20 protein-coding genes are annotated in these 24,103 nt (G+C 49.2%); 9 read left to right on the top strand and 11 right to left on the bottom strand.

Features of this window, described 5'->3' with window-relative positions; genetic code table 11:
* Positions 1 to 6: 6 nt before the first annotated feature.
* Positions 7 to 1,023, top strand: coding sequence for a zinc-dependent alcohol dehydrogenase (locus GJJ30_RS17115; RefSeq protein ID WP_154176375.1), 1,017 nt, complete (start codon positions 7 to 9; stop codon positions 1,021 to 1,023).
* 54 nt (positions 1,024 to 1,077) lie between these two features.
* On the top strand, positions 1,078 to 2,040 hold the full coding sequence (locus GJJ30_RS17110; RefSeq protein WP_154176374.1) for a C-terminal binding protein: 963 nt from the start codon (positions 1,078 to 1,080) through the stop codon (positions 2,038 to 2,040).
* A 79-nt stretch (positions 2,041 to 2,119) separates the two neighbouring features.
* Here GJJ30_RS17110 and GJJ30_RS17105 read toward each other — a convergent pair whose 3' ends face one another.
* Positions 2,120 to 3,043 carry an AraC family transcriptional regulator gene (locus GJJ30_RS17105; protein WP_154176373.1) on the bottom strand — a complete coding sequence of 308 codons (924 nt, stop codon included), beginning with the start codon at positions 3,041 to 3,043 and terminating at the stop codon, positions 2,120 to 2,122.
* 257 nt (positions 3,044 to 3,300) lie between these two features.
* On the opposite strand from GJJ30_RS17105, the gene GJJ30_RS17100 reads away from it, so the two are divergent.
* Positions 3,301 to 6,831, top strand: a complete 3,531-nt coding sequence (locus GJJ30_RS17100) for a SusC/RagA family TonB-linked outer membrane protein (protein ID WP_154176372.1) — start codon at positions 3,301 to 3,303, stop codon at positions 6,829 to 6,831.
* A gap of 13 nt (positions 6,832 to 6,844) precedes the next feature.
* Positions 6,845 to 8,464, top strand: coding sequence for a RagB/SusD family nutrient uptake outer membrane protein (locus tag GJJ30_RS17095; RefSeq protein WP_154176371.1), 1,620 nt, complete (start codon positions 6,845 to 6,847; stop codon positions 8,462 to 8,464).
* Positions 8,465 to 8,673: 209 nt separating this feature from the next.
* On the opposite strand, the gene GJJ30_RS17090 is transcribed toward GJJ30_RS17095, so the two are convergent.
* Complete coding sequence (locus GJJ30_RS17090) at positions 8,674 to 10,254, bottom strand: alpha-L-rhamnosidase-related protein (RefSeq protein WP_154176370.1); 1,581 nt, start codon at positions 10,252 to 10,254, stop codon at positions 8,674 to 8,676.
* A gap of 445 nt (positions 10,255 to 10,699) precedes the next feature.
* On the opposite strand from GJJ30_RS17090, the gene GJJ30_RS17085 reads away from it, so the two are divergent.
* Entirely contained in the window at positions 10,700 to 12,064 is a 1,365-nt protein-coding gene (locus tag GJJ30_RS17085) for a M14 family metallopeptidase (RefSeq protein ID WP_154176369.1), read from the top strand.
* Between the two features lie 31 nt (positions 12,065 to 12,095).
* On the opposite strand, the gene GJJ30_RS17080 is transcribed toward GJJ30_RS17085, so the two are convergent.
* Positions 12,096 to 13,868 (bottom strand): FAD/NAD(P)-binding protein, encoded by a 1,773-nt coding sequence (locus tag GJJ30_RS17080; RefSeq protein ID WP_154176368.1) that lies wholly within the window; start codon positions 13,866 to 13,868, stop codon positions 12,096 to 12,098.
* Between the two features lie 187 nt (positions 13,869 to 14,055).
* Positions 14,056 to 15,876 (bottom strand): alpha-amylase family glycosyl hydrolase, encoded by a 1,821-nt coding sequence (locus GJJ30_RS17075; protein ID WP_154176367.1) that lies wholly within the window; start codon positions 15,874 to 15,876, stop codon positions 14,056 to 14,058.
* 331 nt (positions 15,877 to 16,207) lie between these two features.
* Between GJJ30_RS17075 and GJJ30_RS17070 the strand changes: the two genes are divergently transcribed.
* The gene (locus GJJ30_RS17070) at positions 16,208 to 16,972 is read left to right on the top strand and encodes an ABC transporter substrate-binding protein (RefSeq protein ID WP_310588321.1); all 765 of its coding nucleotides are present in this window, start codon (positions 16,208 to 16,210) and stop codon (positions 16,970 to 16,972) included.
* On the opposite strand, the gene GJJ30_RS17065 is transcribed toward GJJ30_RS17070, so the two are convergent.
* A complete protein-coding gene (locus GJJ30_RS17065) occupies positions 16,964 to 18,232 on the bottom strand; it encodes a hypothetical protein (RefSeq protein ID WP_154176366.1) in 1,269 nt (422 codons plus the stop codon). The two genes, GJJ30_RS17070 and GJJ30_RS17065, sit on opposite strands and share 9 nt — an antisense overlap.
* 120 nt (positions 18,233 to 18,352) lie before the next feature.
* Here GJJ30_RS17065 and GJJ30_RS17060 point away from each other — a divergent pair, with 120 nt between their 5' ends.
* Positions 18,353 to 18,868: a DUF2911 domain-containing protein gene (locus tag GJJ30_RS17060; RefSeq protein WP_154176365.1), complete on the top strand. Its 516-nt coding sequence runs from the start codon at positions 18,353 to 18,355 to the stop codon at positions 18,866 to 18,868.
* A 176-nt stretch (positions 18,869 to 19,044) separates the two neighbouring features.
* Here the strand turns inward: GJJ30_RS17060 and GJJ30_RS17055 are convergent, their stop codons facing one another.
* On the bottom strand, positions 19,045 to 19,224 hold the full coding sequence (locus tag GJJ30_RS17055; protein ID WP_154176364.1) for a hypothetical protein: 180 nt from the start codon (positions 19,222 to 19,224) through the stop codon (positions 19,045 to 19,047).
* Between the two features lie 108 nt (positions 19,225 to 19,332).
* Between GJJ30_RS17055 and GJJ30_RS17050 the strand changes: the two genes are divergently transcribed.
* Positions 19,333 to 20,013, top strand: a complete 681-nt coding sequence (locus tag GJJ30_RS17050; protein WP_154176363.1) for a 3-keto-alpha-glucoside-1,2-lyase-like domain-containing protein — start codon at positions 19,333 to 19,335, stop codon at positions 20,011 to 20,013.
* 30 nt (positions 20,014 to 20,043) lie between these two features.
* Entirely contained in the window at positions 20,044 to 21,072 is a 1,029-nt protein-coding gene (locus GJJ30_RS17045; RefSeq protein WP_154176362.1) for an AraC family transcriptional regulator, read from the top strand.
* On the opposite strand, the gene GJJ30_RS17040 is transcribed toward GJJ30_RS17045, so the two are convergent.
* The 5 genes from GJJ30_RS17040 to GJJ30_RS17020 form a co-directional block, all read right to left on the bottom strand.
* Entirely contained in the window at positions 21,005 to 21,424 is a 420-nt protein-coding gene (locus tag GJJ30_RS17040) for a DUF4260 domain-containing protein (RefSeq protein WP_154176361.1), read from the bottom strand. The two genes, GJJ30_RS17045 and GJJ30_RS17040, sit on opposite strands and share 68 nt — an antisense overlap.
* A 132-nt stretch (positions 21,425 to 21,556) precedes the next feature.
* Positions 21,557 to 21,955, bottom strand: a complete 399-nt coding sequence (locus GJJ30_RS17035) for an OsmC family protein (RefSeq protein ID WP_154176360.1) — start codon at positions 21,953 to 21,955, stop codon at positions 21,557 to 21,559.
* Positions 21,952 to 22,674 (bottom strand): carbon-nitrogen hydrolase family protein, encoded by a 723-nt coding sequence (locus GJJ30_RS17030; RefSeq protein WP_154176359.1) that lies wholly within the window; start codon positions 22,672 to 22,674, stop codon positions 21,952 to 21,954. Before GJJ30_RS17030 ends, GJJ30_RS17035 begins: the two co-directional genes overlap by 4 nt.
* 7 nt (positions 22,675 to 22,681) lie before the next feature.
* The gene (locus GJJ30_RS17025) at positions 22,682 to 23,098 is read right to left on the bottom strand and encodes a DUF6157 family protein (RefSeq protein ID WP_154176358.1); all 417 of its coding nucleotides are present in this window, start codon (positions 23,096 to 23,098) and stop codon (positions 22,682 to 22,684) included.
* Between the two features lie 68 nt (positions 23,099 to 23,166).
* Entirely contained in the window at positions 23,167 to 24,087 is a 921-nt protein-coding gene (locus GJJ30_RS17020; protein ID WP_154176357.1) for an NAD-dependent epimerase/dehydratase family protein, read from the bottom strand.
* Between the last annotated feature and the right edge of the window lie 16 nt (positions 24,088 to 24,103).

The following is a 24,103-nucleotide window of genomic DNA, read 5'->3' as shown; positions in this document are numbered from 1 at the left end:
CTACCGATGAAAGCACTTTTTTATCCCGAGTTTAACAAACTCACGATTGCAGAAAGACCATTACCTCCTTTTTCCGAGCAGGAAGTCTTGCTGAAAGTACTGGCTTGTGGTATCTGCGGGAGTGAGCTGGAAACTTTTAAAAACCAAAGCCCGCGCCGTGTCCCGCCGTTAATTATGGGCCATGAATTTTGTGGAACGGTTGAAGATATGGGTTCCGATGTCATAGGTTTTACGAAAGGCGATCGGGTGGCCAGTAATAGCGTCGTGTCCTGCGGCACCTGCGGTCCCTGCAAACGGGGATTAACGAACCTATGCAAAAACCGGCAGATTTTCGGGATGCATCGGGGGGGGGCCTTTGGGGAATACGTGAGTGTACCGGCCCATTGCCTGGTGCCGATGCCGGAGAATACTACGCCACAAGCCGCCTGTATGGCCGAACCACTGGCCAATGGGATTCATATTGTTAACCTGACCCGGCACTTAAATCCTAAAAAAGTGCTGGTGATCGGTGCCGGACCCATCGGACTGGTTACGCAGCAGGCCTTTCAATCCCTGCTGGGCGTAGCCGTGTACGTAGCCGATCTGCGGAATGAACGGCTCGCCATTGCGCGGAAATTAGGCGCTGCGGCCACCATCAATTCCTCGGAAGAGGACCTGGTTTCCGCTATTTATGAAGTTACCGAGCAGGAAGGAATCGACCTGGTTGTTGATGCCGTAGGGAATTCCCGAACGAACCAGCAGGCTTTAAAAGCCGTACGGCCGGGTGGGGCAATTGTCCTCATCGGACTGTATGAAAACGCTCAGTCCTTTTTTACCTACGATATTATTTTATCCGAAAAGCAAATCATTGGCACGTACGCGGCCACGCAGCAGGAAATCAACGAATCGCTGCATTTAATCGCTTCCGGAAAAGTAGATGTGACGTCGTGGGTTCACTATTACCCGCTGGATGACGGGGTGACGGCCTTTACCGACATGCTGACGGCCAAGGCAGCTCACGTCAAATCGGTAATCCTTTTTTAACCAACTTTTATCACCCGATTTTTGCCATTGCGTATCTTTTGACGCTACCATTTTATGAATACCAGCACGAAGAAAATTGTCATTACGGACCACGGCTTTTCCAATATTAACCCGGAAAGGGCGGTACTGGAACAATCGGGATATGAGCTTATTGACGCACAATGTAAAAGCGAAGCCGATCTACTGGCGGCAACCCGGGATGCTTTTGCCCTAATCGTCCAATGGGCACCCATCACGGAAACCATCATCCGAAATCTGGATCATTGCCGACTCATTGTACGCTACGGTATTGGTGTTGATAATCTCAATCTGGCGGCCGCCCGGGAAAGGCAAATTCCGGTTTGTAACGTACCGGATTATTGCATCGATGAAGTGTCTGATCACGCGCTGGGCCTAGCGATGGCGCTCTACCGGCAATTACCGGCGACGGATCGGCGGGTTCGGGAGGGTGTTTGGAAAATAATTCCTCCCGGCACGGTTCCTGCCTGTAAAGATGCTATATTTACAACACTGGGATTTGGGCGGATTGCTCGGGTTGTCCTCAAAAAAGCCGCAGCGTTCCATTTTAAACTGGCTGCATTTGATCCATTTGTGAGCGAAGAAGAAATGCAGGCATTGGGTGTTCAAAAAATAACCTTTGAGGAAGCCCTGGCTAATTCGGATATCCTTTCCCTGCATTTGCCCCTCAACGACACAACCCATCATCTCATTAACCGGGAAACATTGGTGAAAATGAAGTCGAATGCGGTTTTAATCAATACATCCCGGGGTGGGTTAATTAATACCGTTGACCTGGCGCAGGCATTGATTTCAAACGAAATCGGTGGTGCCGGTATCGATGTCTTTGAACAGGAACCACTTCCTGATTCTCATCCGATCCTTCAGGCACCCAATACGATACTGACCTCGCATACGGCCTGGTATAGTCAGCGCAGCATTCCGATCCTTCAGCAATTTGCCGCCGAAGAAGTATTGAGGATGATAAATGGAGAACCGCTGAAGAACCAGGTAGCTTAATAGTCATACTGACTCTGCTTCTGGGAAATTTATCCGGAATGGTTTTCGCAAAGGTTCAGAGAGCTATTTATGATTTTGGTTAAGTCGGATCCTTATCGGCCAGGTTATTTTCCTGAAGCTGGTATTGTGATGCCTGAAAGTACATCGATCGATGCTTGAGCTGGAATTGTTTAGGCGACAGCTCGGTAAAGCTTTTAAATTGCTTGTTAAAGTTTGAGACGTTGTGAAAACCGCATTCAAAGCAAATCTGCTGTATACTGAATTTATGCAGCATTAATAGTTTACAGGCATAGCCAACTTTCAGTTCATTCACAAATTGTGAAAATGGCTTCTGCATTCGTTGTTTAAAATACCTGGAGAAAGCCGTTGGACTCATATTGGCAATATCAGCAGCATCGATTAACCGGATAGATGATTTAAAATTATTCCTGATGTAGGCATGGACCTTATTTAATCGATCATTCGTGTTTTCATTGATAGATACGTTGTATCCCTCGCTGGACAACAAGGTTAACTCTTTAGAATCAGCCAATAAGGAAAGAATTTGCAATAATTTGATTAATTTATCAACACCGCTTAACGTCTGAATATGATACATTTGATCAATAACTGCGGTCTGGGTTTTACCCATTATTTTGATCCCTCGCTGGGATAGTTGCAGAAATTGTTCAATCGCATATAATTCGGGGGTTGCAAAAAAAGATTTTCCCAGAAAATCTTTTTTGAAATGGATTACAAGCGCTTCTGACGACTGATTCTTTTCTTTGGAACTATCGGATTTCCAGGTATGCGCTAAATTCTTTCCAATAAAAATTAGATCGTTTTCATTGTATCGATCAATATGGTCTCCGACGAATCGGGTTCCAGAACTTTTAACGATAAGCGTTAATTCGTATTCGGAATGGTAGTGCCACAAGCCCGGAAACGAGCCACTATATTTAAAATAATTGACACTGAAAGAGTCAGTTTCTGTTTTTTTTACCTTCAAAAGAAGAGGATCCATAGAATGTATTTTCGACAGCTAATCAATTTGAGAAATGTGACCACGCTCCAATTACCGGATCGTTCGAAGATTAAGACAGGGAGGTTGTCGAGGTCCAAGGTCCTTCCTGAAAGGGGGCCGGTCAAAGATTGATGAACATAAATTTATATTGAAATAATATTATTTTTAACATAAGATCTGTATTTTTAATTTTTTTTCCATTTTTCTAAAACCAATTTTTTTACCATTTTATTATTCACCCTTAGTCCTGTTCAAGTATGCTCAAAATCATTACGATCAAAAGAAGTGGATCCTTATTCCTTCTGTGCAACTTACTTTTTAGCCTGAGTATTTATGCGCAGGTGCAGGTTTCCGGAAAGGTAACCGATGCCACAGGGGCCACGTTGCCCGGTGTGAGTGTGATCGTTAAAGAGACAACGATTGGCACTGTCACCAATTCCGATGGAATTTTTTCCATCCCAAATGTTCCTAATGTAAATTCTACCCTGGTATTCTCTTTTATCGGATACACCACCCAGGAAACTGTTGTGGGCAACAGGAAAAGTATTAACATTAGTCTGGCTGCGGCAGACAATCAGCTTAGCGAAGTAGTCGTTATCGGGTACGGTACCGCTAAGCGAAGTACGCTTACCGGGGCGGTATCACAGGTTGATTCGAAAGTCATTTCTGTCCAGGCAAACTCTACCGTTACCAGAGCCCTTGAAGGGGTGGTCCCCGGGATTCAGGTCTCTTCCATTGATGGACAGCCCGGTCTGGACATGGGTATTCGTTTACGCGGAGCGGGCTCTACGAGCCAGAACAGCTCCAATGCCCTGATCGTGATCGATGGGGTGCCCACTGAATACCCCAATGCCCTGTCCTCCATCAATCCAAAGGACATTGAAAGCATCAACGTGCTGAAGGATGCTGCTTCCACTGCCGTTTACGGTTCGCGTGGAGCCAATGGGGTTTTGCTTGTGACGACCAAGAGAGGAACAAAGGGCAAACCGAATATTTCGGTACAAACCCGGGCTGGATTCAATTACCTGGGTGGATTGCGGTATGATATCATTGATGATGCCAAAGACATTTATGAACATGCCTGGCTGTCTATCTACAACTCTGCTCGCTACGGTGTGAACGGCGGATCATCTACCGACGGTAAATTCACGACGAATGTAGCTAATCCAAACATGTCTCATGAAGCGGCCGCTATGTTTGCCAGTGCCCATTTATTCGATTACACGGGATCAAAGACAAACTTTGCCATGAACCTACTGGGAAACTACATGGCTTATGACGTGCCGGGTGCCGTGTATACCACCACCGGTAGCGGAGCCAATGCCAGTGCGACCATGTCGGGTGCGTACCTGATTGACCCGGCTACGGGCAAGTTGAATCCGAATGCAAGACCCCTTTGGGAAGCCGGATCGTACAAGGATTACTTCTTCGAAAAAATGTTCCGTCAGGAGCATACGGTTTCGGCAAGCGGTGGCTCCGACAAAATGGATTACTTTGTTTCTGTGGGCATGCTGGAGGATCCTTCGTATATCAGAGGGTCGACATTCAAGCGTTACAACGCACGTACAAATGTGAATGCACAGCTCACCAGCTGGCTGAAAGTAGGAACCAATCTGGGTTACAGTATGCGGAATACCCTGTCTCCGGCTACCCGTTTCGGACGGAACCCCGGAACCGTGCAGCAAAACGTGTTCAGATGGGTGAATGGGCAGAATCAACTCGTACCGTTGTTCGCCAGAGACCTTCAGGGAAATATCCGTAAAAATCCGAACGGCACCGACATGGTGTCTGATAATGCGAATGATACCTATTCGCCACTTGGCGTTCAGCCCGGTACCTTCCCGAACGGAACCACCAGTCAACCGCTCTATACGACCAACCTGATCGACCTGTTGGATAAAGACATCGATCTCAGGGAATCGCACGATTTGAACCTTAAAGGGTATTTCACGGTGAGTTTCCTCAAGAATTTCACCTTTACAAACAACATTTCGTATGACCGCTTTACGGAAGTGCGGACGCGTTACGGTACACCCGAGACGGGGGCTGTTGTGGGTATTGGCGCGATTGGAAAGTATTATACGAACACCGGCGTTTTCAACACCCAACAACTGCTGAACTGGGGTAAAGAATTTGGTCGCCACTCCGTTACGGGGCTGGCTGCCCATGAATTCTACCAGTATAAAAGTGATCTGCTGAACTACGCTTCTGCGTATTCGCTGATCAATGGGTTTACCGGTGCAGGTAACTTCACCAGTCGTTACAATACAGCGGGCGCACCGTTCGGTACGCCGGGTTATGGTGGTGACATCACCGCCATGGATAGCTATTTTGGCCGGGCGGTGTACAACTATGACGACAAGTATTTTATGGAAGGCTCGCTGCGCCGAGACGGTTCGTCTAAATTCCGCTTCAAAGAGAACCGCTGGGGCACCTTCTGGTCTGTTGGTGGTGGATGGCGTATTTCTCAGGAAAAATTCATGCAGCGATTCAGTGACGTCGTCAACGAATTGAAAGTACGGGCCAGCTATGGGGTTATTGGTAACCAGAGCGGTATCAGCAACTATTCGGGTTATCAAACCTGGAGCTACGGGGCGGTTTATACAAACTCAACGGCCGGAACCGGTGTTCCTGCCACGTACACACTCCAGCAAGGTGCTGCCGTCAATGATAAGTTAACCTGGGAAAACACGCATACCTTTGATGCCGGTATCGATTTCACCCTCTTAAACAGGAGATTGAGTGGAACCATTGATGTTTACAACAAGAATACGGTCAACTCCGTATTTGCGCAGCCTCTTGCTGCTTCAATGGGACAAGCTTCACTTACCCTGAACAGCGCTCAAATTGTGAACCGCGGTGTGGAAATTGCCCTGGACATCAAACTTATCCAAAACAAGAATATCAACTGGAGCATCGGCTTGAACGGTACCCACTACCGCACCATTCTGACTAAATTTCCCAAAAGTGTAGGCTCGCCAGCACTGGGCGGAAACTTTACCGGCTTCATCGATGGATGGGGAATTGCCAATGGTGGTGCGAACACCGCTGGCCAGATCATGTACCTGCGTGGTGAAAATAAGGATTACTACAATCTTTATCTCTACAAATACGCGGGAGTGGATCAGAATACCGGTTTGCCCTTGTTCCACCATACCGTTACGCCGGAAGATCAGGCTGCAGGACGCTTTAAGGATAGCAATGTGGGATCCATCGTTAGCACACCTGACTACACGCTGGCCACCCGTTATGAAATGGGTAGTGCAATTCCAAAAATTATTGGTGGCTTTTCGACAAGCTTTCAATACAAAGGTTTCGATTTCACCGCTATCCTGGCCTACCAGCTGGGGGGGAAATTCCTGAGTGTGGAATATGCCAACAACCTGTACCGATCGGGAAACATAGGGAACGCACTATCGAAAGAAGTATTGGGAAATACCTGGACACCTGAGAACAAAGGCGCCAAATTCCCGATGGCATTTTATGGCGATACGTTCTATACGAGTGGGGCTACCTTTGGGCCATGGCAGTATACCGATCAGGCTTTATTCAGCGCTTCTTACCTGAATGTCAAAAACCTCACATTGGGGTATACGCTCAGTGGCCCCTTCCTGGACAGATTGAAAACAAAAAGTGTACGGGTGTACGCTTCCGGCGACAACTTGACCATGTTGACGTCTCATTCAGGTATTGATCCGCGCATGTCGCTGGTCGGTGGAATGGAAGTAGGGGCAGCCGTGTATCTGCCAATGAGCACCTTTTCGGTGGGTCTTAATTTAAACTTTTAATTAGTCGCAAAAGATGCGTATTCTCAATAAATATATTACGAGTTTGGCAGTTTCGGGTATGCTGCTGGTTTCTGGGTGTGCCGATAAGCTGGAAGTGGAGCCACCACACAGCATTAGCGACAAGCAAATAGCCGAACTTCTGGCGTCGGGTGACGAGGCCAAAATCCGAATCGTCATGGGGGGAATGGCCAACGGCCTGCCCCTGCTGTTCAACAACGCGGGTGCCACTGGTGCGGGCGTTGCGGACATGTATTATTCCACGCAGGGATTGGATGTCAATCGCTCTATTGAAGGAAATGATATCATTCTGGGCGATCAGGAAGGGCTGAACGTCCTCTCCGGGTCAATCGAATATCAGCTCGGTGACTTCATTAGCTCTGCCAACGCAAAGAATGGAAATTACTGGAGGTATGGCTGGTTTTGTATTACGACGGCTAACCAGATGCTCAATTATCTTCCGGATGAAACCGTGGCCAACAACAATTTTCTGAAGGAATGTAAAGCCAGAGGATTGTTTGCCAGAGCCTATGGGTACAACTACCTGATGGAAAATTATCAGGCCGCCTTCCTGCAGGGTGGAAAGGACAAGCTTGGCCTTCCGTTGTATGACCGGTTTCAACCTACTCAGGACAACAAGCCTCGTTCATCGGCGGTAGAAACGTATGCCTTTATTAAAAACGACCTGAACCGGGCCATTGCCTTGTTCAAAGAGGCTGGGATTGGCTATACGGCGGATGTAACGGATATCGATCTGGCGGTGGCCAATTTCCTGCTGGCCCGTGTATCGGTTTGGACCGGGGACTGGGCTACTGCGATCAGTGCGTGCAATGAGATTCTGGCAAAGTATCCAACGCTTCTGAGTCAAGCCCAGTACGGAGGGAAGAACATTGGCACCGCAGCCGCTCCCGAAATACGGCCGGAATCCAACGGTTTTCTCAATAATGCGCAAAATCCGGAGGTCATTTTAGGTTTCCCGCTTGGAGCTGCCAACACGTACTTTACTGCTTACATGAATCCTTACGGTAGAGGTAACGGAGGTGTGGAAAGAGCTTACAAACGCATTGATAACCGACTGTATGAAAAAATAGCACCCAATGATTTCCGAAAAGATGCTTTTTCGCTGGAACCACTTGGCAACTACACTTACCCACCAAACAACACGGTTGCCTTTATTCCTTCTTACACGAACCTAAAATTCGCAGCTACCCACGGATTGAACAGCAACAACAAAATTGATGTGGGCGCTTCAACGGCGTTTTACATGCGTACATCGGAAGTGCTGCTGATGAAAGCGGAAGCCGAAGCGATGACGCCAGCAACAGAAGCTGCTGCTAAAGCAACGCTCGATAAGCTGTTGGCTGCCCGTACCAAAACAGGAGCGACACCGCTAACCACGGCTACTTATCCGGCGATGCAGGGGCTCACCACGTTACAAATGGTGCAGCTACAAACCCGCATCGAACTCTGGGGTGAAGGCGGCCGCGAGTTCTACAACAACAAGCGCTGGAATATCCCCGTGGACAGAGCCAGCTCGGCTAACCATGTAACCAAGTCCAGTCTGCCGGTAGCCAAGATGACCCTTCAGATTCCCGAAGATGAAATGTTGTACAACCCGTTAGCTGTGCAGAATTAATCAATTTTTGAAGTTAAAAAAGAGAGGTGTTCCGCAAGGTTCACCTCTCTTTTTTTGGGCTTTGCAAAACCGGACACTTTTCAGAGTCAAGAAGCCGGTTCAAAAATGCATTGAGAAATTAACCCATCAGACGATTTAAAATCGGTACAGCTTGCTTATCCGTCGTCAGCCGAAAGTGGATAGTTACGACCGGACTGACGACGGACTAGCTAGTGTTCAAAGCGCATACTGAACGTTGATGGGCGGCCTGCTTTTGAAGGGGGTAATACGAATGTTATCCACTGGTCTTTACTACGCTGAGTAACCGGCGTTCCATTAATGACCAGTCGGACATTTTTAACCGGGTACGGAAATTTGATAGACAGGGTTTGTGACGTGTCGCCGGAATACTGGCCATCCGTTTTCCCATCCTTCATCATATAATAAATTGCACCGTTGCGTAGTGATAAACGTTGGCCAAAACCAGAACGCCAAAAGGCCTCAGGGGCTACCGGTGAAAGTAGGAGCGATCCGTCAAGACCATGTTCGACGCCCAATAAAAACCGCTGAACAATCCGGATCAGATTCGCCGGATACTCATTGTACTTTTTAGCGCCGTATCCACCTTTGGCATTGTACCGCTCACGCCAGTAGTAGCCACTATCGCGACCCGCCTGGCTCACTGCCCGGATACTGCCGATCAGTCCTTCTGCATCCCCCATGTTTGCCCTCGCCCAGGCTTCCAGATACCACACCCGGCCCATGGCGGCCAGGTCCTGGTTGTCAGCATAGGTGGTTTCCCAGCTTTCATACGTTTCCGGTTTCGTTGCAATTCCGGTTGGCATACCATTGTAATAGAAGCCTTTTGCAGTTTTCAGTTGTGGCCATACTACCTTTTTTTGCTCTTCTGATGCAACCCCCGTGGCCAGGGCTGTCCAGTCGACATCGGTGAGGCCATGCCCCCTGACAACTCCTTTTTCGGGATGAATGTATTCGGCATACTGGGTTCCCTGCCAGAATTTTTTTTGAAAGAACGACGCCACACGATCAGCCAGTACCCTGTATTTTTGGGAAGCCACCTGGTTGCCCGCAACCTGGTTTAGAGACGCCAAGCGCTGGAGCGCGTCTGCCACATGCCCTTGTGAAACCCCGTCGAATTCCACCCGCGTCGGTCGCTCGACGTAATACCCGGCGCCACCCACCGCGCCTTCAGCAGAGATTAGGGAAGCCAGGTAATCGGCCGTTAAGTTTATGGAAGGCAATTGTTCTTTAAGCCATTGCTTATCAGACGTGAATCGAAAGATAACATCGGCATTCTGAATGTAGGTAGTCCCCGCCAGGGCTCTCAACGGATCCTTCGGTACCCAGTGTTGATACAAACCTCCATTGGGGTCCACTTCAGCCTGGTAATTTTTGGGCCCGATCTTTTTCCCGGCTTCAGCTGGAAGGATAGCCAGGGGGAGCCTCCCATCCGGCTTTTGAAAAGACTTCACATAGTCCCAATTGGCTTTTACCGTATTGATCTGTCCCAGCCACAGCAGCGCGTCACTCATCTGATGTCCGTCCAGCGAAGGGTAGCTATTGCCGTAACCAAAACCTATTCCGTCGGCACAAACCGAAAAATAGCCATTGAAAACAGCGGGATTAACTGCTGCCAGAATATTCTGATAAGCGGCTTTATCGTAGGCTTCGGCGATGAGCGGGTCTGGTAGATAAAGGGTATCTTTCGATTGTGCCCTCACCCTTGATGAAACTGAAAAGACAAACAGAATGATTAGTAGGCCCCATCGTGTGTATCTTACTGTGCGCATCTGCGTTTTGTTTTAATCCGGCAACAAATCTCCCCTTTTTTAGATAAGGATTGCTAAAATTTGAACAGCCTCTTGTAGAAGTTAAAAAAACACCCAAAGAAGATTATCGTGTCGGATGCCCAATCCGGCGTTCACAGAGTTTATGTTTTTTCTTTGGGTGGAAAAGGGAAAAAAGGGACTTCAATCAGCAAAATATGGCTTTTTGAACAATACACACCTCGATGTAAATAAAGAGTCTAACCTAGGTTAATAAGTCAGTTCCCAAGTACCTTTAATTTTGACTAAAAATATACATGACCAGAACAAAAAATAACAAAAAATATACATAATATACGGCATTGGGTCTGAGCAGAGAAAGGAAATTTCCTGACGTCTCTTTTCAGACCGGCGCATTTTGAGTTACAATACAGACGTTTTTCAATTCCTCTACCAGGTTAAACGGGTTATGGCAAAATCAATCAAGCAATTGTTCAATCGACGGAGCTTTCTTGGGCTGGCCGGTTTATCGACGTCTTCGTTCGTGATGCCGACTTTCCTGAACGGAAAAAAAGGCGATAGTTCCCTCCCCATCGCGCAGGAACCCACCCCGGAATACCAGACGCTGCGGGAAGGTGAGGCTTTTTTCGATACGAATAAAATTGTGATCTCCGCGTACAAATCCATGCGGTATTATAAAAAGAAAGAGCTTAGCTATCATTATGATCAGATCCGCATCTACCGCATGGAATGCCCTGATTTTAAATTTGGAATTGATTATAGTGAATATTTTCGAACCCTTGACTACAAAAAAGCAGCCTTGATTTTTCAGGGGAAAATGGAGCCTTCGCTGGATAACAAGTTTCGTTATGAAGACGAGGAAATCAAATTGGGCACGGTTTACTGCTATTGGATTGGCTCCGCTCAGGGCGTACCGGAAGGCCCCTTACCGGTGAAGGCGCGGGACCCGGAAATCTGGTGGCCGTACGAAACGGTTCAGAAACGGGCCAGCGAACTCCAAAAGAAGTTTCCCGCGCTCGTTCAGGTCAATCAAATTGGCGTAACGACCAATAAAAGACCCCTGGTTAGTCTGAAAGTGGGGCAGGGCAAGCGCTGCATTGCCTTGGTTGGGGCCGTCCATGCGGGCGAAGCCGGTCCCGAAATCATTCTCTACGTGCTGGAAAAGCTCCTGGAAAATCACCCCGACTTGCTGAAAAAAGTGTCGGTGGTCGCGATTCCATCGGCGAATCCGGATATGCGGGAACGGCAGGTGAAAGGGAATCCCTGGTACCTTCGCCGGAATGCGAATCTGGTGGATATCAATCGGAATTTTCCGGCGAATTGGGGGGACGTGGAGACAACCTACGGGTATTCAACCGACGATCCTCAGTCGAATACCTACCGCGGGGCCTTTGCGGAGAGCGAAAACGAAACCGTCGCCATCATGCAGTTTATGAAAAGTCACAAACCGGAAGTGATCTTTTCGTACCACTGTTTAGCCAGCATTGCGGGACAAACCTTAGCGGCTTCCAAGGATGGTCTGCAAAGCAAATCCTTTGTCGATCGGAGCAATGCCTATGCCAACACGCTCTGGCAGGGCATGGCGAACCGGGATGCGGCTCAGGAAAAGGTGCTTTACCTCTGTACGGCGGGTAGTATGCCGACCTGGAGTTACAAAGAATTAAATACGCCCGCTTTTGATATTGAAGCACCGTTTGAAGCCGCTGATTTAGCCCAGTGTAAAACCGATCAGACCAATCGGGCGCTCTTAAAAAAATACCAGGAAATGCATTTGCGCGGCATTTTGGCCGTTCTCAAAAGCATAGCTTTGTAACTCCAACAGGAGCCCGCCTGGACATATTCTGTCAGGTTGTTTCGGGAATATCAAATTTATGATCCATCAACTCCGCACAGTCCTGCAATTCAAGCAAACGATTTAGGATGCGCTCAGAGGCTGTATCACAAAAATCCAGGCCCGAATAATCAGGATTGTAGCCGCCCATATACGGAACAGCCATCATATAAATGCGGGGGTTAGCGACTTGATTCGCGTCTACTACCTGGAAATGATCATTAATGGCAAGTCCTGGTACTTTCAGGTAGAAGTCTCCGGTTAAACCTTGCTCAACCCGGTTAGTGTCTGCAATTCTTTCCATTTCCCCTTCCTGGGCTGACCTGAATCGTAACCGGGCGGGACTAACGGACCGGGCGTCGATCAAACTCTTAAAGGGAAAGTCTTCAAAGGGCAAATGGGGCTGCCCGATGCAGTCGACAAAAGTTTGATAATACATTACTTGCAATTGGTTGTCTTCGCTTGTGTACCGAACGGTAGCACCCCCGTTTTTTTCAGGCTCCACCTCACTGTCTGATCCAACTGAAATGATGCTAAGACGGTCCGCCTGATGCAACGCCAGCAATTCCTGGGCGGAGCGCTGGGGAACAAACGCAATAACAATCGCAATCAACGGCATGAGGACCTTTTGGAGTCGCAGCATGTCTTCCGCCGAAAAATATTTGGCCGGATAATTCATGGTATAGCTTAACTCGGCCAGCAGCTCCTTCCAGGAAATGGATTCCTGCCGCTGGATGGATTGCTGGGCTTCCCGGTATTCAATTTTAAACAGCTCAAACGCCTCCAGGCGTTCGCGTGGGTCCATCATCATGTCCACAAACTCTTCCAGCCTCATTGCTTTTATCTGCTCATACAAGCCTGGGTCTTTGGAGCGTAAAACCTCCTTAAAGTTTTTTTCAAACACATAATCCAGCGGCAGAAATCCATCATTCCGGGCCCGTTCAGCGGCAATTTCCTCAGTGGTCAGCAGCGCATCTTTCGACAGAAGGGATTCTTCCAGATGAAACCGGATGGTTGGCAAAAAACCTCCGCGCGAATGGATCACCAATTTAAAATCGGGCGAACTGGTGTCGGCCTGAAATGAAAGCTTGCCATCCGGCTGGGTGATAAAAGTTCCATTGTTGCGGGCCAGCGTCCGAATGGCGTCGATAGCCGTAAGGGAGGAACCCCGAATGGCCACCGTATGATTCAACGGCAGAATGAGTTTTGCGGGCGGGTAGGGGGAATCAAAGTAATTCCGGACTGTACCCTCGTGCTTTTTGGGCCAGTGGTGGCCTGTACAGAGGATTACCTGATCAAACGCAAAGACGTCCCTACCATTCACCGTCACTACCACCTGTTGGTGATCCGGTTGATCAGTTATATCTGTAATAGCACTGGAAAAATGCACTCGGGTACTGATGCCCAATTTGTTGGCTTGCTCCAATAACAAATCGAATTGGGCCGCCAGGTAATTGCCAAACAGCAAGCGGGGAACTACCTTGTATTCAGTAAACTTCTGGGGATCAATGCCATAGCGGTCGAGCATGGCCTGCGGAAGTGTTTGAAGCCATTCCTCCAGCGAGGTGACCAAGTCTGGCACTTCATTACTGGATACGTTGGTAACATGCTCCTCATTGGCACCCTCCTGGCTGTAGGGCATCCCCGCCCCAAGTTGACTATTTTTATCAAAAATATCGATTTCCCAATCGGAGCGATTGGCCTCCACCAATCGCTTATACATGAACAAGCCACTCGGACCTGCTCCCAGGATTGCAATGCGTTTACGGGCTTTCTCTTCGTTCATTGAGCTATAAAAAACCGCCCGATACCGGGAAGTTCTATCTTACTTTAAATGGTTTGTATCTGAATGATATGCCACTAAACCAGGACTGGGATTGAAGTGTTTTAGAGAGTCAACGAGCATTAAAATAGTTTATTTATTACCCAGGTGAGTGGGTTTAAAGAAAGTTGAGGAACCTGTTTTTGCTTGCCTACTCCTGGGAAAAAATCTTGACTGAATAGGCCGGAATCAGAAAAGTGGCATGGACGGCGCACTGATCCATCTCACCCTCCGACGTATGGGCGTCGTCCATCCCCTGTCCGGCAAAACTAGCATCGTATTGTTCGTTGTCGCTATTCAGGCGGAGCACCCAATGGCCCTCAGCAGGCATCCCGATCTTGTAATCGTAATAGGTTTCATGGGAAAGGTTCATGACCACGACGACACTATCTTTTGGCCCGCCCTGCTCAAAACGGTGATAGGCCAACACCTTTTTTTCCTGATCGCAACGCAGAATTTGTATGTTTTGCCCTTGAAGTCCCCCGGTGACGCCAAACCAGTTCCGTCGAAGGTGAATCAAGTCGCGGTGAAGGTTGACAAATCCTCTGAATTTCTCCAGTCGCGACCAGTCAATCGGATCGGTGTCTGAAAACCACTTGTCTTCCAGAAGCGGTTGCCCCTGAAATAGCATCGGAATACCCGGCGCAGTCATCACCAGCGCAACCCCCAGGGCGGCCCGTTTTTTGGAATACCAGTTGTTGACATCACCGTCCGCAATTTCTTCTGCCACGCGGGCCTGCCCATTGGCAACCTCATCATGTGATTCGGTATAAACAATTCGTTGAAAAGCATCACCGTTGTATGTGTGCTGGAGCGCAGCTACGACTTGCTCCATGTCCCGATCCTGATCGTTGGCGGTAATGATTGCCTCCCGAACCGTATGGACAAATTTGGCATCCCACTGCGAACCATACCCTAATCCACCCTGTGGGACTGATTCGGTGATGAATTCCAGCGAATGCATATCTTCCGCAATGGTGATGCAGTTGGGATACTGCTGGCGAATATCGGCGTTGATCCACTGCATCAACGTCATGCCTTCTTCAATGTCGTTGCCGGGATTACCATCGGCGTTTACATTCCGGATGTAGGGCACCATGTCCATCCGCAAGCCGTCAATGCGGTATTCCCGGAGCCACATCAAGGCGTTGTCGTAAATGTACTGCCGGACTTCGGAGCGTCCGTAATCGGGTCGGGTGTCTCCCCAGGGAGTTTTGGCCTTCCAGTCATTGTAAAAATAAATACCTCCACCATCGTTTTCACTCCAGCCATCAAACTGCCAGAGGTCTAGATCCGACGGGCCAAAATGGTTGTAGACTACATCCAGAATAACGGCGATTCCCGCCTGATGGGCCGCCTTGATGAACGATTTCAATCCGTCAGGTCCTCCGTAGTCTGACTCAATGGCGAAGGGGTTGGAAGGGTTATAACCCCAGGAGCGGGAACCCGGAAATTCACTGCAGGGCATCAATTCAACCGCATTGAAGCCCATTTCCTTTAAATAAGGAATTTTTTCGATGGCGGTGTAAAACGTTCCAACCTGATCTTTTTTGGTAACATGGAACGTTCCCACGTGCATCTCATAGATAACCAATTGCTGCCAGGTCGGGATTGCGAAGGAAGTAGTATCTTCCCAGTCGAAGGCGTCGTGGTTATAAACGACGCTGTTGCCCGAAGAGTTAGTCACTTTCAACGCGTAGGGGTCATTGCGGGAAAACGTTCCGTAGGGCGTAGTCAATACAAATTTGTATTCATCGCCTTCCTGGGAATCAGCTACCAAACCGGACCATTTTCCATTATCCTCACTAGTCAATTCAATCCCGGGGCTCTCCCAATTATTGAAACTTCCCTGAACAAAAACCTGCTCGGCATGTGGTGCCCAAACGCGATAAAACACTCCATCGGGGCCGCAGATAGCACCCATTCCTTCATATTCTCTTGCATCCAAATCCTGATTTGGTACAGCTTCCATTCCGTTAAACCGTGATGATTAAGTTTGGTACTATTTTCTTCATGTAAAGTCCGGTTGAACTTATTTTGTTTAAGAAATCTTCAACAATATTGTTCGGCTAATTAGCCTGCTTTTGCAATCCTTCGACAAAGCTTCCTACAATCTTGTTCAAAGCTAAAGTCAAACCTGGTTTTTTGTAGGCAAAATCGAAGCGTCAGTCAGCTGCCCAGATCCATTATAATAAATGAGAAATCCTTGAAATCAGGGTTCGTCGGACTACTCATTCCAGCGTACGGGTCATCCTTATGAACCGACTTTCGCTAGATATGGTTACTTCACAGAATGAAATCGAATGGACTACATTATGCCGACGAAACGCATTATTTCTGTCGTTCCCTCGCAGACTGAATTGCTTTTTGATCTGGGACTGGACAACGAAATTGTGGGCATCACGAAGTTCTGCATTCATCCGGCGGAGAAAGTAATAGGAAAAACCGTTGTTGGCGGAACGAAGACGCTGCACCTTGACCGGATTCACGACCTGAAACCGGATTTTATTCTGGCCAACAAAGAAGAGAATACGAGGGAGCAGATCGAAGAACTTCAGCGGCATTATCCCGTTCACGTGACCGATGTCAATACCGTTGCCGAATCGCTGGCGATGATTCGGGAAGTAGGCGAATCAGTAGGGCGAAAAGCAGAAGCGGAGCAACTCGCAAAGCGGATTAATGCTTCATTCCAGACTATAAAATCGCCTGGTTATTCGAGCGATTTGTCGGTCGCGTATTTCATCTGGCGAAAACCGTATAGGGTGGCGGCTGGTCAGACGTTTATCCATTCGATGCTGGAACTGGCCGGTTTTCAGAATGCCTTCGGCGATCAATCGCGTTATCCCGAAGTGAATGGAACCGATCTCAAAACCGCCCGGCCCGATCTGGTTTTCCTCTCTTCAGAACCGTATCCGTTTTCAAAAAAACAGGTTGCTGAACTGCAGGAAATTTGCCCGGATACCCGCGTTATGCTAGTCGATGGTGAGATTTTTAGCTGGTACGGCAGTCGTTTGCTGAAAGCAGCGGAATACATCCGGCACCTGCGTCACACCATAGGGTTATTGTAAAACCGTCTGGCTGGAGCCGTTGGAAAACCGGGCGGATTTCACCGCGCCGGGGCCCTGGAAATAATACCGAAGTCCGACAATTTTGCCCGCATCGTCCTGGAAACGACCTTCATAAGCCAGCTTATCGTTCACGAAGACCTTCGCCAGTTTATCCTTCACTTCGCAACGAACCTTGGCCCACTTCGTAAAATCGACGCCAAAACCGGAAAGGTCGCTGGTTTTTCCGGAAACTCCCTGGCCCGCAAAGGAAAGGTTCAGTTCACTCACACAGCCTTTTGCCGACAACTGGATCAAGTGCATACCTTTAGAACACAGCAACATAATACCCGTCCGCTGACAGACGGCGTTGAACCGATTGTAGGTGCTTTTCACCTCCGTTTCAAATCCGAAATCATTGCTCGATAATCCTCCCAGCGGTTGAACATAGTGTAGACTCGTTGACGGCACCTCTTTCTGAAAATCGATGCCCTGCTTCGTTAAGTCGGATTCGGTGATCGCAACGGTTCCGTCTCGGTGAAGTTGGTTGTCTGGAAAATAAACCGGAATCGAATCGCGATTGATCGTGCCCAGCCAGCCATCGGAGTTGATGTACAGATCGTGTTCCTTCACAATCGAATCGTTCAGTACGAGTTTGGCGCGGAAATAACCGGGATAGAAATAAATCCCTGCGTATTGATGCTCGTCTTTATCCACCCGGTACCGGCGTCGCGGGTCCCAGCTTTGCTGGATAAAAACGCTGTCGGCGTTGGAGTCGGTGGCGTCGTAATCGAACAAAACCGTATTGGGCAAACCTTTGGTAACTGGTCGGCTGGTAAAGGTCAGCTCCCCGTACTTCAACGGCTTAACCCGGTTCTGGAAGGCCCAGATGCCGATCAAACCCAGTAAAACCAGGGCACCAATGACCCACGGCCAGCGCGAGTTGGACGGACGGGAAACCGGTGCGGGAACGGGCTGGGGAGGGAGCGACTGAAGAGGTTCCGGATGGACCAGAACCGGTTGTTTCCGAAACTCCCGCCAGTTTTCGAACCCCACAAACTGGGCAAGCGTATTGAGCGTCGTGGCGGTGGGCGCACTGTCGTAGCGAACTTTTCCCCAGATTCGCTTGAGGGTGCTTACACTGAGGGTGACGTTGGTCTCGGCAAAAATACGTTCGCTCAGGGTCTCAAAATCCTGATTTTGCCACTGGCTGCTGTCGCCCCAATTCACTTTCTCTTCGATCAGCATCCGGCAATGCTGCAAGTTTTCGTCTTCCGTATGCATTGACAATCAATGTGAATCAATTTGAACAGTCTTGAACAGGAGCAGGATTACCATCTTTCGCCAGATTTTTACACCTTTGCTTTAATCAATAATCCTTCAACCAAAGTTACGTAAACCATCATGAAAAAATTGCTCATTTTCACAACATTGCTTTTGATCGCTCAAATTATGTATGCACAGGAAGACAAGTCGAAACGGCCCAGCCCTCCGGCCCAGGCGAAACAAACTGTCGGCAGCAAAACCATCACGATTGACTACAGCCAGCCGTCGGTAAAAGGCCGCAGCGTCTGGGATCCGGCGGGTAAAGTAGCGCCGATCGGTAAAGTTTGGCGGACGGGAGCGAACGAAACCACCACGATCGAATTCTCGGACGACGTGAAACTGGAAGGTAAATCCGTACCGAAAGGAAAATACGCCCTTTTTACGATTCCCGGCGAAAAAGACTGGACTGTGATCATCAACAAAGGCATCAAGTGGGGCGCGTTTACCTATAAGGAAGAAGAAGATGTAGTGCGGGTGACGGTTCCTTCAAAAAAGGCAAAAAGCTTTCAGGAAAAATTCAAGATCGACATTTCCAAGAAGGGTGACGTGGCCATGGTTTGGGCGGATACCGAAGTTGATTTTAACGTAAAATAACCCGCCACCTTGGTTATGGGCCGAGCAAACCCGTGCTTCTGTACGGCAGTTTGCTCGGTCAAATAGACGAACCCAGCAATCTGATTTCGCGATTAGGTAAAGATTAGCAGGTGACTGCAGCTACAACCCGCGGTCATGGAAAATCGGAACCAGGTACTAAACCGTATTCGTACCGGTCATTTGCAAAAAAAATCAGGTTCCCCACCCTGATTGTCGCCGGAGTTCACGATGGTTCGACGGAACGGTTTGTGTTTCTTTCCCAGACAATCCCCAACGCCCAACTCGCCATTATTTCGGGTTCCGGCCGCGTGGTTTTGATTCAGCAACCGAAGCTGGCTTCCGATAGTATTTATCATTTTATAGCCGATACTCGTTTTTAGCCCTATTTATTGCCTGCGGTTTTTGCCGAAGGACGGAATTCTATTGAGATGATTCTCAATCCTCATTCATTCTTTTTTCAGACAATGAACAGCCAGAACAACAAATTCTATTTTCTTTTTCTCATCGCCGGATTATTAGTCAACGCAGCGGCCAACGGCCAGAAAACCGCCGGGGCAATTGATCTGGTCGGTTTGGCGAAGAAAAACGGTTTTACCGTCATCAATCGCTCACTGACGGTTCTTCCTAATGGCGGCCGTCCGGGCGTTCGGCTGGAGCAGCAGGACGCCGACGCGGGTTTTGCCTGGTTGGCCAATTCAACGTTTAGTCGGGGAACCATCGAGTTCGACGCACGTGGCAAAGACGTTTTTCAGCGCAGTTTTTTGGGCATTGCGTTTCATGCCACAGACGAAAAACAGTACGACGCGATTTATTTCCGCCCGTTTAATTTTCGGGCCGAAGATCCGGTTCGTCACCGGCACGCCGTTCAGTACATTTCGATTCCGGGGTATGACTGGCCGACCTTGCGGAAAGACCATCCCGATCAGTACGAAAATGCCATCAATCCGGCACCGGAACCGAACGACTGGTTTCACGCCCGGATTGTGGTAGACAACGAAATCATCAGCGTTTTTGTGAATGACAATGTGAACCCCAGCCTGAGCGTGAAAAAGCTGAACGATCGCAAAGAAGGCAAAATCGGACTGTGGGTGGGGTCCGGTTCGGGCGGTGATTTTGCGAACCTGAAAATTACGCCGGTACGGTAGGAATTACGGCGGAGGTCGTATCTTCGGGTGATGGGAACCACTGATGATACGCTTTCTTCCGGCTCTTTTAACCTCATTCTGCATGCGGCCCGCCAGCATGGCGCGGATTCGCTGGAACTTTGCAAAACCGTTGGGGTGGACCCGGCAGTTTTGCAAGATCCCGACGGGCGGGTGCCCATCCGGGCGGTTCAGGCGCTTTGGCACGAAGCCATTCGGCAGACGGGCGAGCCGGATCTGCCGCTGCAACTGGGCGAACTGATCAATACGCTGTCGTTGGGTGTGCTGGCGTACGTGATGATGCACTGCCCGAATCTGGGTAAAGCCATTGAGAAACTCTGTCAGTATCAGGATATTGCGTGCGAGGGTGTGCTGACAACCGGACAGGTGGTGGGCGAGCGGTTTTTCATTTCGCTAAAACTGACCAGTAGCGCCATCGTCTATCCTGATTATACCCTGACTTCCGAATTTTCGGTTTACCAATCGGCTTTCCGGGCTTTAATCGGGCTGCCGGTCGCTGCCGAAGAGATCCGGTTTGGCTTTCCGGAACCTTCAAACCGGGCGGCTTACGAACGCGTTTTCGGGGCAACGAAACTGGTTTTTGATGCCGCCGAAACCGTGATGATTCTGGATGCCGAATGGCTCGGAAAACCGGTTATGAATGCCAATCCGGGACTTTTTCCGCTTTTTGAACAACACGCCCGGGAACTGCTTCTGAAACTTCGGCAACCCGATCTGTCGTTTCGGGTGAAACAGGAAATCATTGCGTTGCTGAAAGGCGAGGAGCCCACGTTGGCGCTCGTGGCCGACCGGCTGGCGATGGGCGTCCGAACGCTGCAGCTTCATCTGAAAGAAACCGGCGTAACGTATCAGCAACTGCTGGACGACGTTCGGCGAAATCTGGCGATTCAACACTTGCGCGAACCGTATTTCAGTACGACCGATATTGCCTATCTGCTCGGTTTTTCGGAGCCCAGTGTTTTCTATCGGACGTTTAAAAAATGGACAGGTTCGACTCCCGGAGCGTATCGCCAGCAGACGATTGCGGCTGGTCGGGCTTAGCCGCTTTCCCGACCATTCCTAAGCTGGTGTGGCTGAAGCTGTCTTCAAATTTCAAACCGTAGCCCATCATGCGATCCATCGCCGAATGCCCAAAGAGCATCACGCCAGTCAACATCAAAACCGGGTTAGCCAGCAAAAAACCGGTGGCGCCGATGGCAATGGCGACGGCCTTGTGGTGCGCCAGATTGTACGCGTAAGCCCCGATTTTCGGATTGATCAGGTAGCCCACCATGCTTAGGTCGGGAACCAGAATCAGGGCCGGAAACCACCACCAGGCAAATGGTAACTGGCTGAACAAGACGATGGAAAGTAGAAATTGTGCGACTTCTTCGAGTTTCAAAAGCGTTTTCATGACTGTCCTTGTGTTTTTGTGTACGACAAAGGTCAGTTAAAAAAGCCGGGTCGGAGGTGACCAAAAATGCAAATGGTAGTGACGAATTACGAAGAAAACCGCCTGGTCTTAAAGCCGGTAACCACGGATTGGCTAATTAACCAGCGTAACGGCCAGACCTTTCCGCAGCGTATTGTGGATTTCGGCAATCTGGTCGGTATACCGAATCAGTTCTTCGATCTCGGCGGCCGGCGCGTCGGCGGTAACGTGGGCTTTGTAAGTAAAGTTGGAACCCGCTTCGCCCTCGGCGCCGAATTCACTCGTAAATTCGACTTCGACGCCTGAAACCGGGATGCTTCGTTTGGCTGCTTCGCGGTAAATGTCGTTGCAGAAGCAGGTCGCCAGGGCCAGCATTAGGAGTTCTCCGCCGTTGATCGACGATCCAAAACCGCTTGATTTGGGCGAAATCTGCATCTCTTTGGCCGATTCATTGGTCGTTACGACGATTTCGTGCTGATTAAAACCGCTTTTAAGATGGGCTGAAATTCTCATAACGTTTCTTGCTTAACTTCCTGACTTTCCGTGTCGATCAGCAAAATCCCCTCGTCGCTCTCGTTCAGTTGACCGACCAATTCGCCTGCGGTGTTCCAAATGGACGATTTTCCGCCGGAGATGAAATTATCACTTGGCCCTACGCTGTTGGCCATCAAAACCGTCATGGCGTATTTTTGGGCAATTTCGGACAGGCTTTTAACCGCATTCTCGACGCCGATAGCGGTTTTGGCCACACTGACTAGATAGACTTTTGCTCCGTGCTTAAAAGCGGTTTCGGAATGCGCGGGTACCGATAACTCGTAGCAGATTGCCAGCGCAACGTCGGTCCCGATAAAACCGTATGGCCGATCACCGCTGACAAAAAACGGTTCTTCGTCCGCGTGTAAATAGTGTTTCGAGTAGGTTTGCCGGGCCAGATTGGGTTGAAAGATGATCAGAGTGATCAAATTACCGGAGGGACTTCGGGTCGGCATGCCAACCACAATAGTAAGCTGATTGGCATCGCTGATTTCCTGAAACTCATCAAACCGGTCATCGTCGGGTGTCGTGGCCAACTCGCCAGCGAGTTCCGGTTCATAGCCCGTCAGCGACAATTCCGGAAAAATAATTGTGTCAACTCCCAACGAAACCGCCCGGTCGATGAACGCTTTGTGATTTTCGATATTCTGTGGAATATCACCTTTAACCGGCCGGGTTTGGGCGACGCAAAGTTTCATATGGATTTCAGGCTTTTTTGGAACGCATGGCTTTCACTTTGGTCAGATTTTTATCCAGAGAAAGAGCTTTGTACTCGTCGGAATCAACCGCGTAAACCGCAACCTTTCCTTCAGCATTGTTATGAACACCCCAGCCATACCGTTTCGTCAATGGGGAAGCGCGTAAACAAGGTTGACCTTTAGAAAAGAAGCGTTCTCGCTCGGCCGGTAATTCGCTGGCAGCCAGATCTTTCTTAGTCGCGTAACATTGAAAAACTACGTCGTCAGAAGTGTATTGATACGGATGCTTTTTGATCATGTCAAACTGAATGTTCGCAACCGACCGGGCCTCTCCTTTGACCGGTGGCGTTTCGCCAAAACTGGCCGGTGAATCGGCGGCAACTTCGATAAGGGTGTTGGTATAGTTGGTAGTATGGGTTTTCATTTGCCGGGCTTTCAGTTAATCGTCTAATCCAAATATAAGTAGAATATCGAACGAAACGATACGGAAAGCTAACTCGTTTCGACCGTCCGTTTGACGCCTTCTGCCGGTTTTGTCGGCTGGAAATGAAACGCCTTTTCGAATTTGCTGCTGTCGAAAACGTAGTCCTGCTCGTACTGGTACATCATTTCCGGCAGTTCGCGCATGAAGGGGACAAAAATACCGATCAGGCGAATCATCCAGACGGGCAGGACAGAGGATCGGGGTTTTACCTTCATCTCGTTCGCAAACAGTTCGATCCATTGCCGACCGGTCAGGCGGGTTTGGTCGGTCGGCAGATGCCAGACCTGGTTGTAAGCGCTGGCGGTATTGCCCAGAATCGCCGTCGCTTTGGCGGCATCCGGCGTGTAGGTAAATGTGTGCACCTTATCGGTTCGAACGAACCAGTTGGCGGCTTTTCCTTTTTGGAAATTTTTGACGACAGTTTCCACCAACAGGCTTTTGTCGTTGTTCGGCCCGTAGAAATCGGCAGCCCGGGCAATCAAAGCCGTAATGGTGCCCTGCCGGGCCTCGTTCATCAGCGTGGCGGCAATCTCGGCCCGAATCTGGCCTTTTTTACTGCTCGGTCGAACCGCGGTTTCCTCAGTCATGTGTCCGACGGAATCCGGGCCGTAGAGATACAGGTTATCGAAAAACACCAGTTTGGCGTTCCACTTTTTACAGGCATCGATGGCGTTTCGCATCATCGCAGGCCATTTTTCGCGCCAGACCTTGATGTTATAGTCGAAGCCGACGGTCAGGTAAACGACATCGGAGCCTTCGACGGCTTTAAACACCTGATCGCGGTCAGACAGGTCGGCCGGAAACAGTTCGTCGGTTGGATTGACTTTTTTCGGGTTACGACTTACCAGCCGAATGCGGTCGGTATAGTTAGTCAGTTCTTTTGCTAGTTCTACGCCAATTGCCCCGCTGGAACCTAAGATCGTTTGCATGTTTTTCTGATTTGGA

This window comes from Larkinella terrae, assembly GCF_009668025.1.
Lineage (GTDB): Bacteria > Bacteroidota > Bacteroidia > Cytophagales > Spirosomataceae > Larkinella > Larkinella terrae.
Note: the sequence above shows the minus strand (reverse complement) of the source record. Positions and strands in the feature narration are given on the sequence as shown.

Coding starts and splice junctions, on each gene's coding strand:
- GJJ30_RS17070 (WP_310588321.1), top strand. CDS start 16,208: ATGGACTACATTATGCCGACGAAACGCATTATTTCTGTCGTTCCCTCG.
- GJJ30_RS17085 (WP_154176369.1), top strand. CDS start 10,700: ATGGCAAAATCAATCAAGCAATTGTTCAATCGACGGAGCTTTCTTGGG.
- GJJ30_RS17090 (WP_154176370.1), bottom strand. CDS start 10,254: ATGCGCACAGTAAGATACACACGATGGGGCCTACTAATCATTCTGTTT.
- GJJ30_RS17065 (WP_154176366.1), bottom strand. CDS start 18,232: ATGCATACGGAAGACGAAAACTTGCAGCATTGCCGGATGCTGATCGAA.
- GJJ30_RS17055 (WP_154176364.1), bottom strand. CDS start 19,224: ATGATAAATACTATCGGAAGCCAGCTTCGGTTGCTGAATCAAAACCAC.
- GJJ30_RS17045 (WP_154176362.1), top strand. CDS start 20,044: ATGGGAACCACTGATGATACGCTTTCTTCCGGCTCTTTTAACCTCATT.
- GJJ30_RS17035 (WP_154176360.1), bottom strand. CDS start 21,955: ATGAGAATTTCAGCCCATCTTAAAAGCGGTTTTAATCAGCACGAAATC.
- GJJ30_RS17100 (WP_154176372.1), top strand. CDS start 3,301: ATGCTCAAAATCATTACGATCAAAAGAAGTGGATCCTTATTCCTTCTG.
- GJJ30_RS17075 (WP_154176367.1), bottom strand. CDS start 15,876: ATGGAAGCTGTACCAAATCAGGATTTGGATGCAAGAGAATATGAAGGA.
- GJJ30_RS17020 (WP_154176357.1), bottom strand. CDS start 24,087: ATGCAAACGATCTTAGGTTCCAGCGGGGCAATTGGCGTAGAACTAGCA.
- GJJ30_RS17050 (WP_154176363.1), top strand. CDS start 19,333: ATGAACAGCCAGAACAACAAATTCTATTTTCTTTTTCTCATCGCCGGA.
- GJJ30_RS17025 (WP_154176358.1), bottom strand. CDS start 23,098: ATGAAAACCCATACTACCAACTATACCAACACCCTTATCGAAGTTGCC.
- GJJ30_RS17110 (WP_154176374.1), top strand. CDS start 1,078: ATGAATACCAGCACGAAGAAAATTGTCATTACGGACCACGGCTTTTCC.
- GJJ30_RS17030 (WP_154176359.1), bottom strand. CDS start 22,674: ATGAAACTTTGCGTCGCCCAAACCCGGCCGGTTAAAGGTGATATTCCA.
- GJJ30_RS17080 (WP_154176368.1), bottom strand. CDS start 13,868: ATGAACGAAGAGAAAGCCCGTAAACGCATTGCAATCCTGGGAGCAGGT.
- GJJ30_RS17060 (WP_154176365.1), top strand. CDS start 18,353: ATGAAAAAATTGCTCATTTTCACAACATTGCTTTTGATCGCTCAAATT.
- GJJ30_RS17040 (WP_154176361.1), bottom strand. CDS start 21,424: ATGAAAACGCTTTTGAAACTCGAAGAAGTCGCACAATTTCTACTTTCC.
- GJJ30_RS17115 (WP_154176375.1), top strand. CDS start 7: ATGAAAGCACTTTTTTATCCCGAGTTTAACAAACTCACGATTGCAGAA.
- GJJ30_RS17095 (WP_154176371.1), top strand. CDS start 6,845: ATGCGTATTCTCAATAAATATATTACGAGTTTGGCAGTTTCGGGTATG.
- GJJ30_RS17105 (WP_154176373.1), bottom strand. CDS start 3,043: ATGGATCCTCTTCTTTTGAAGGTAAAAAAAACAGAAACTGACTCTTTC.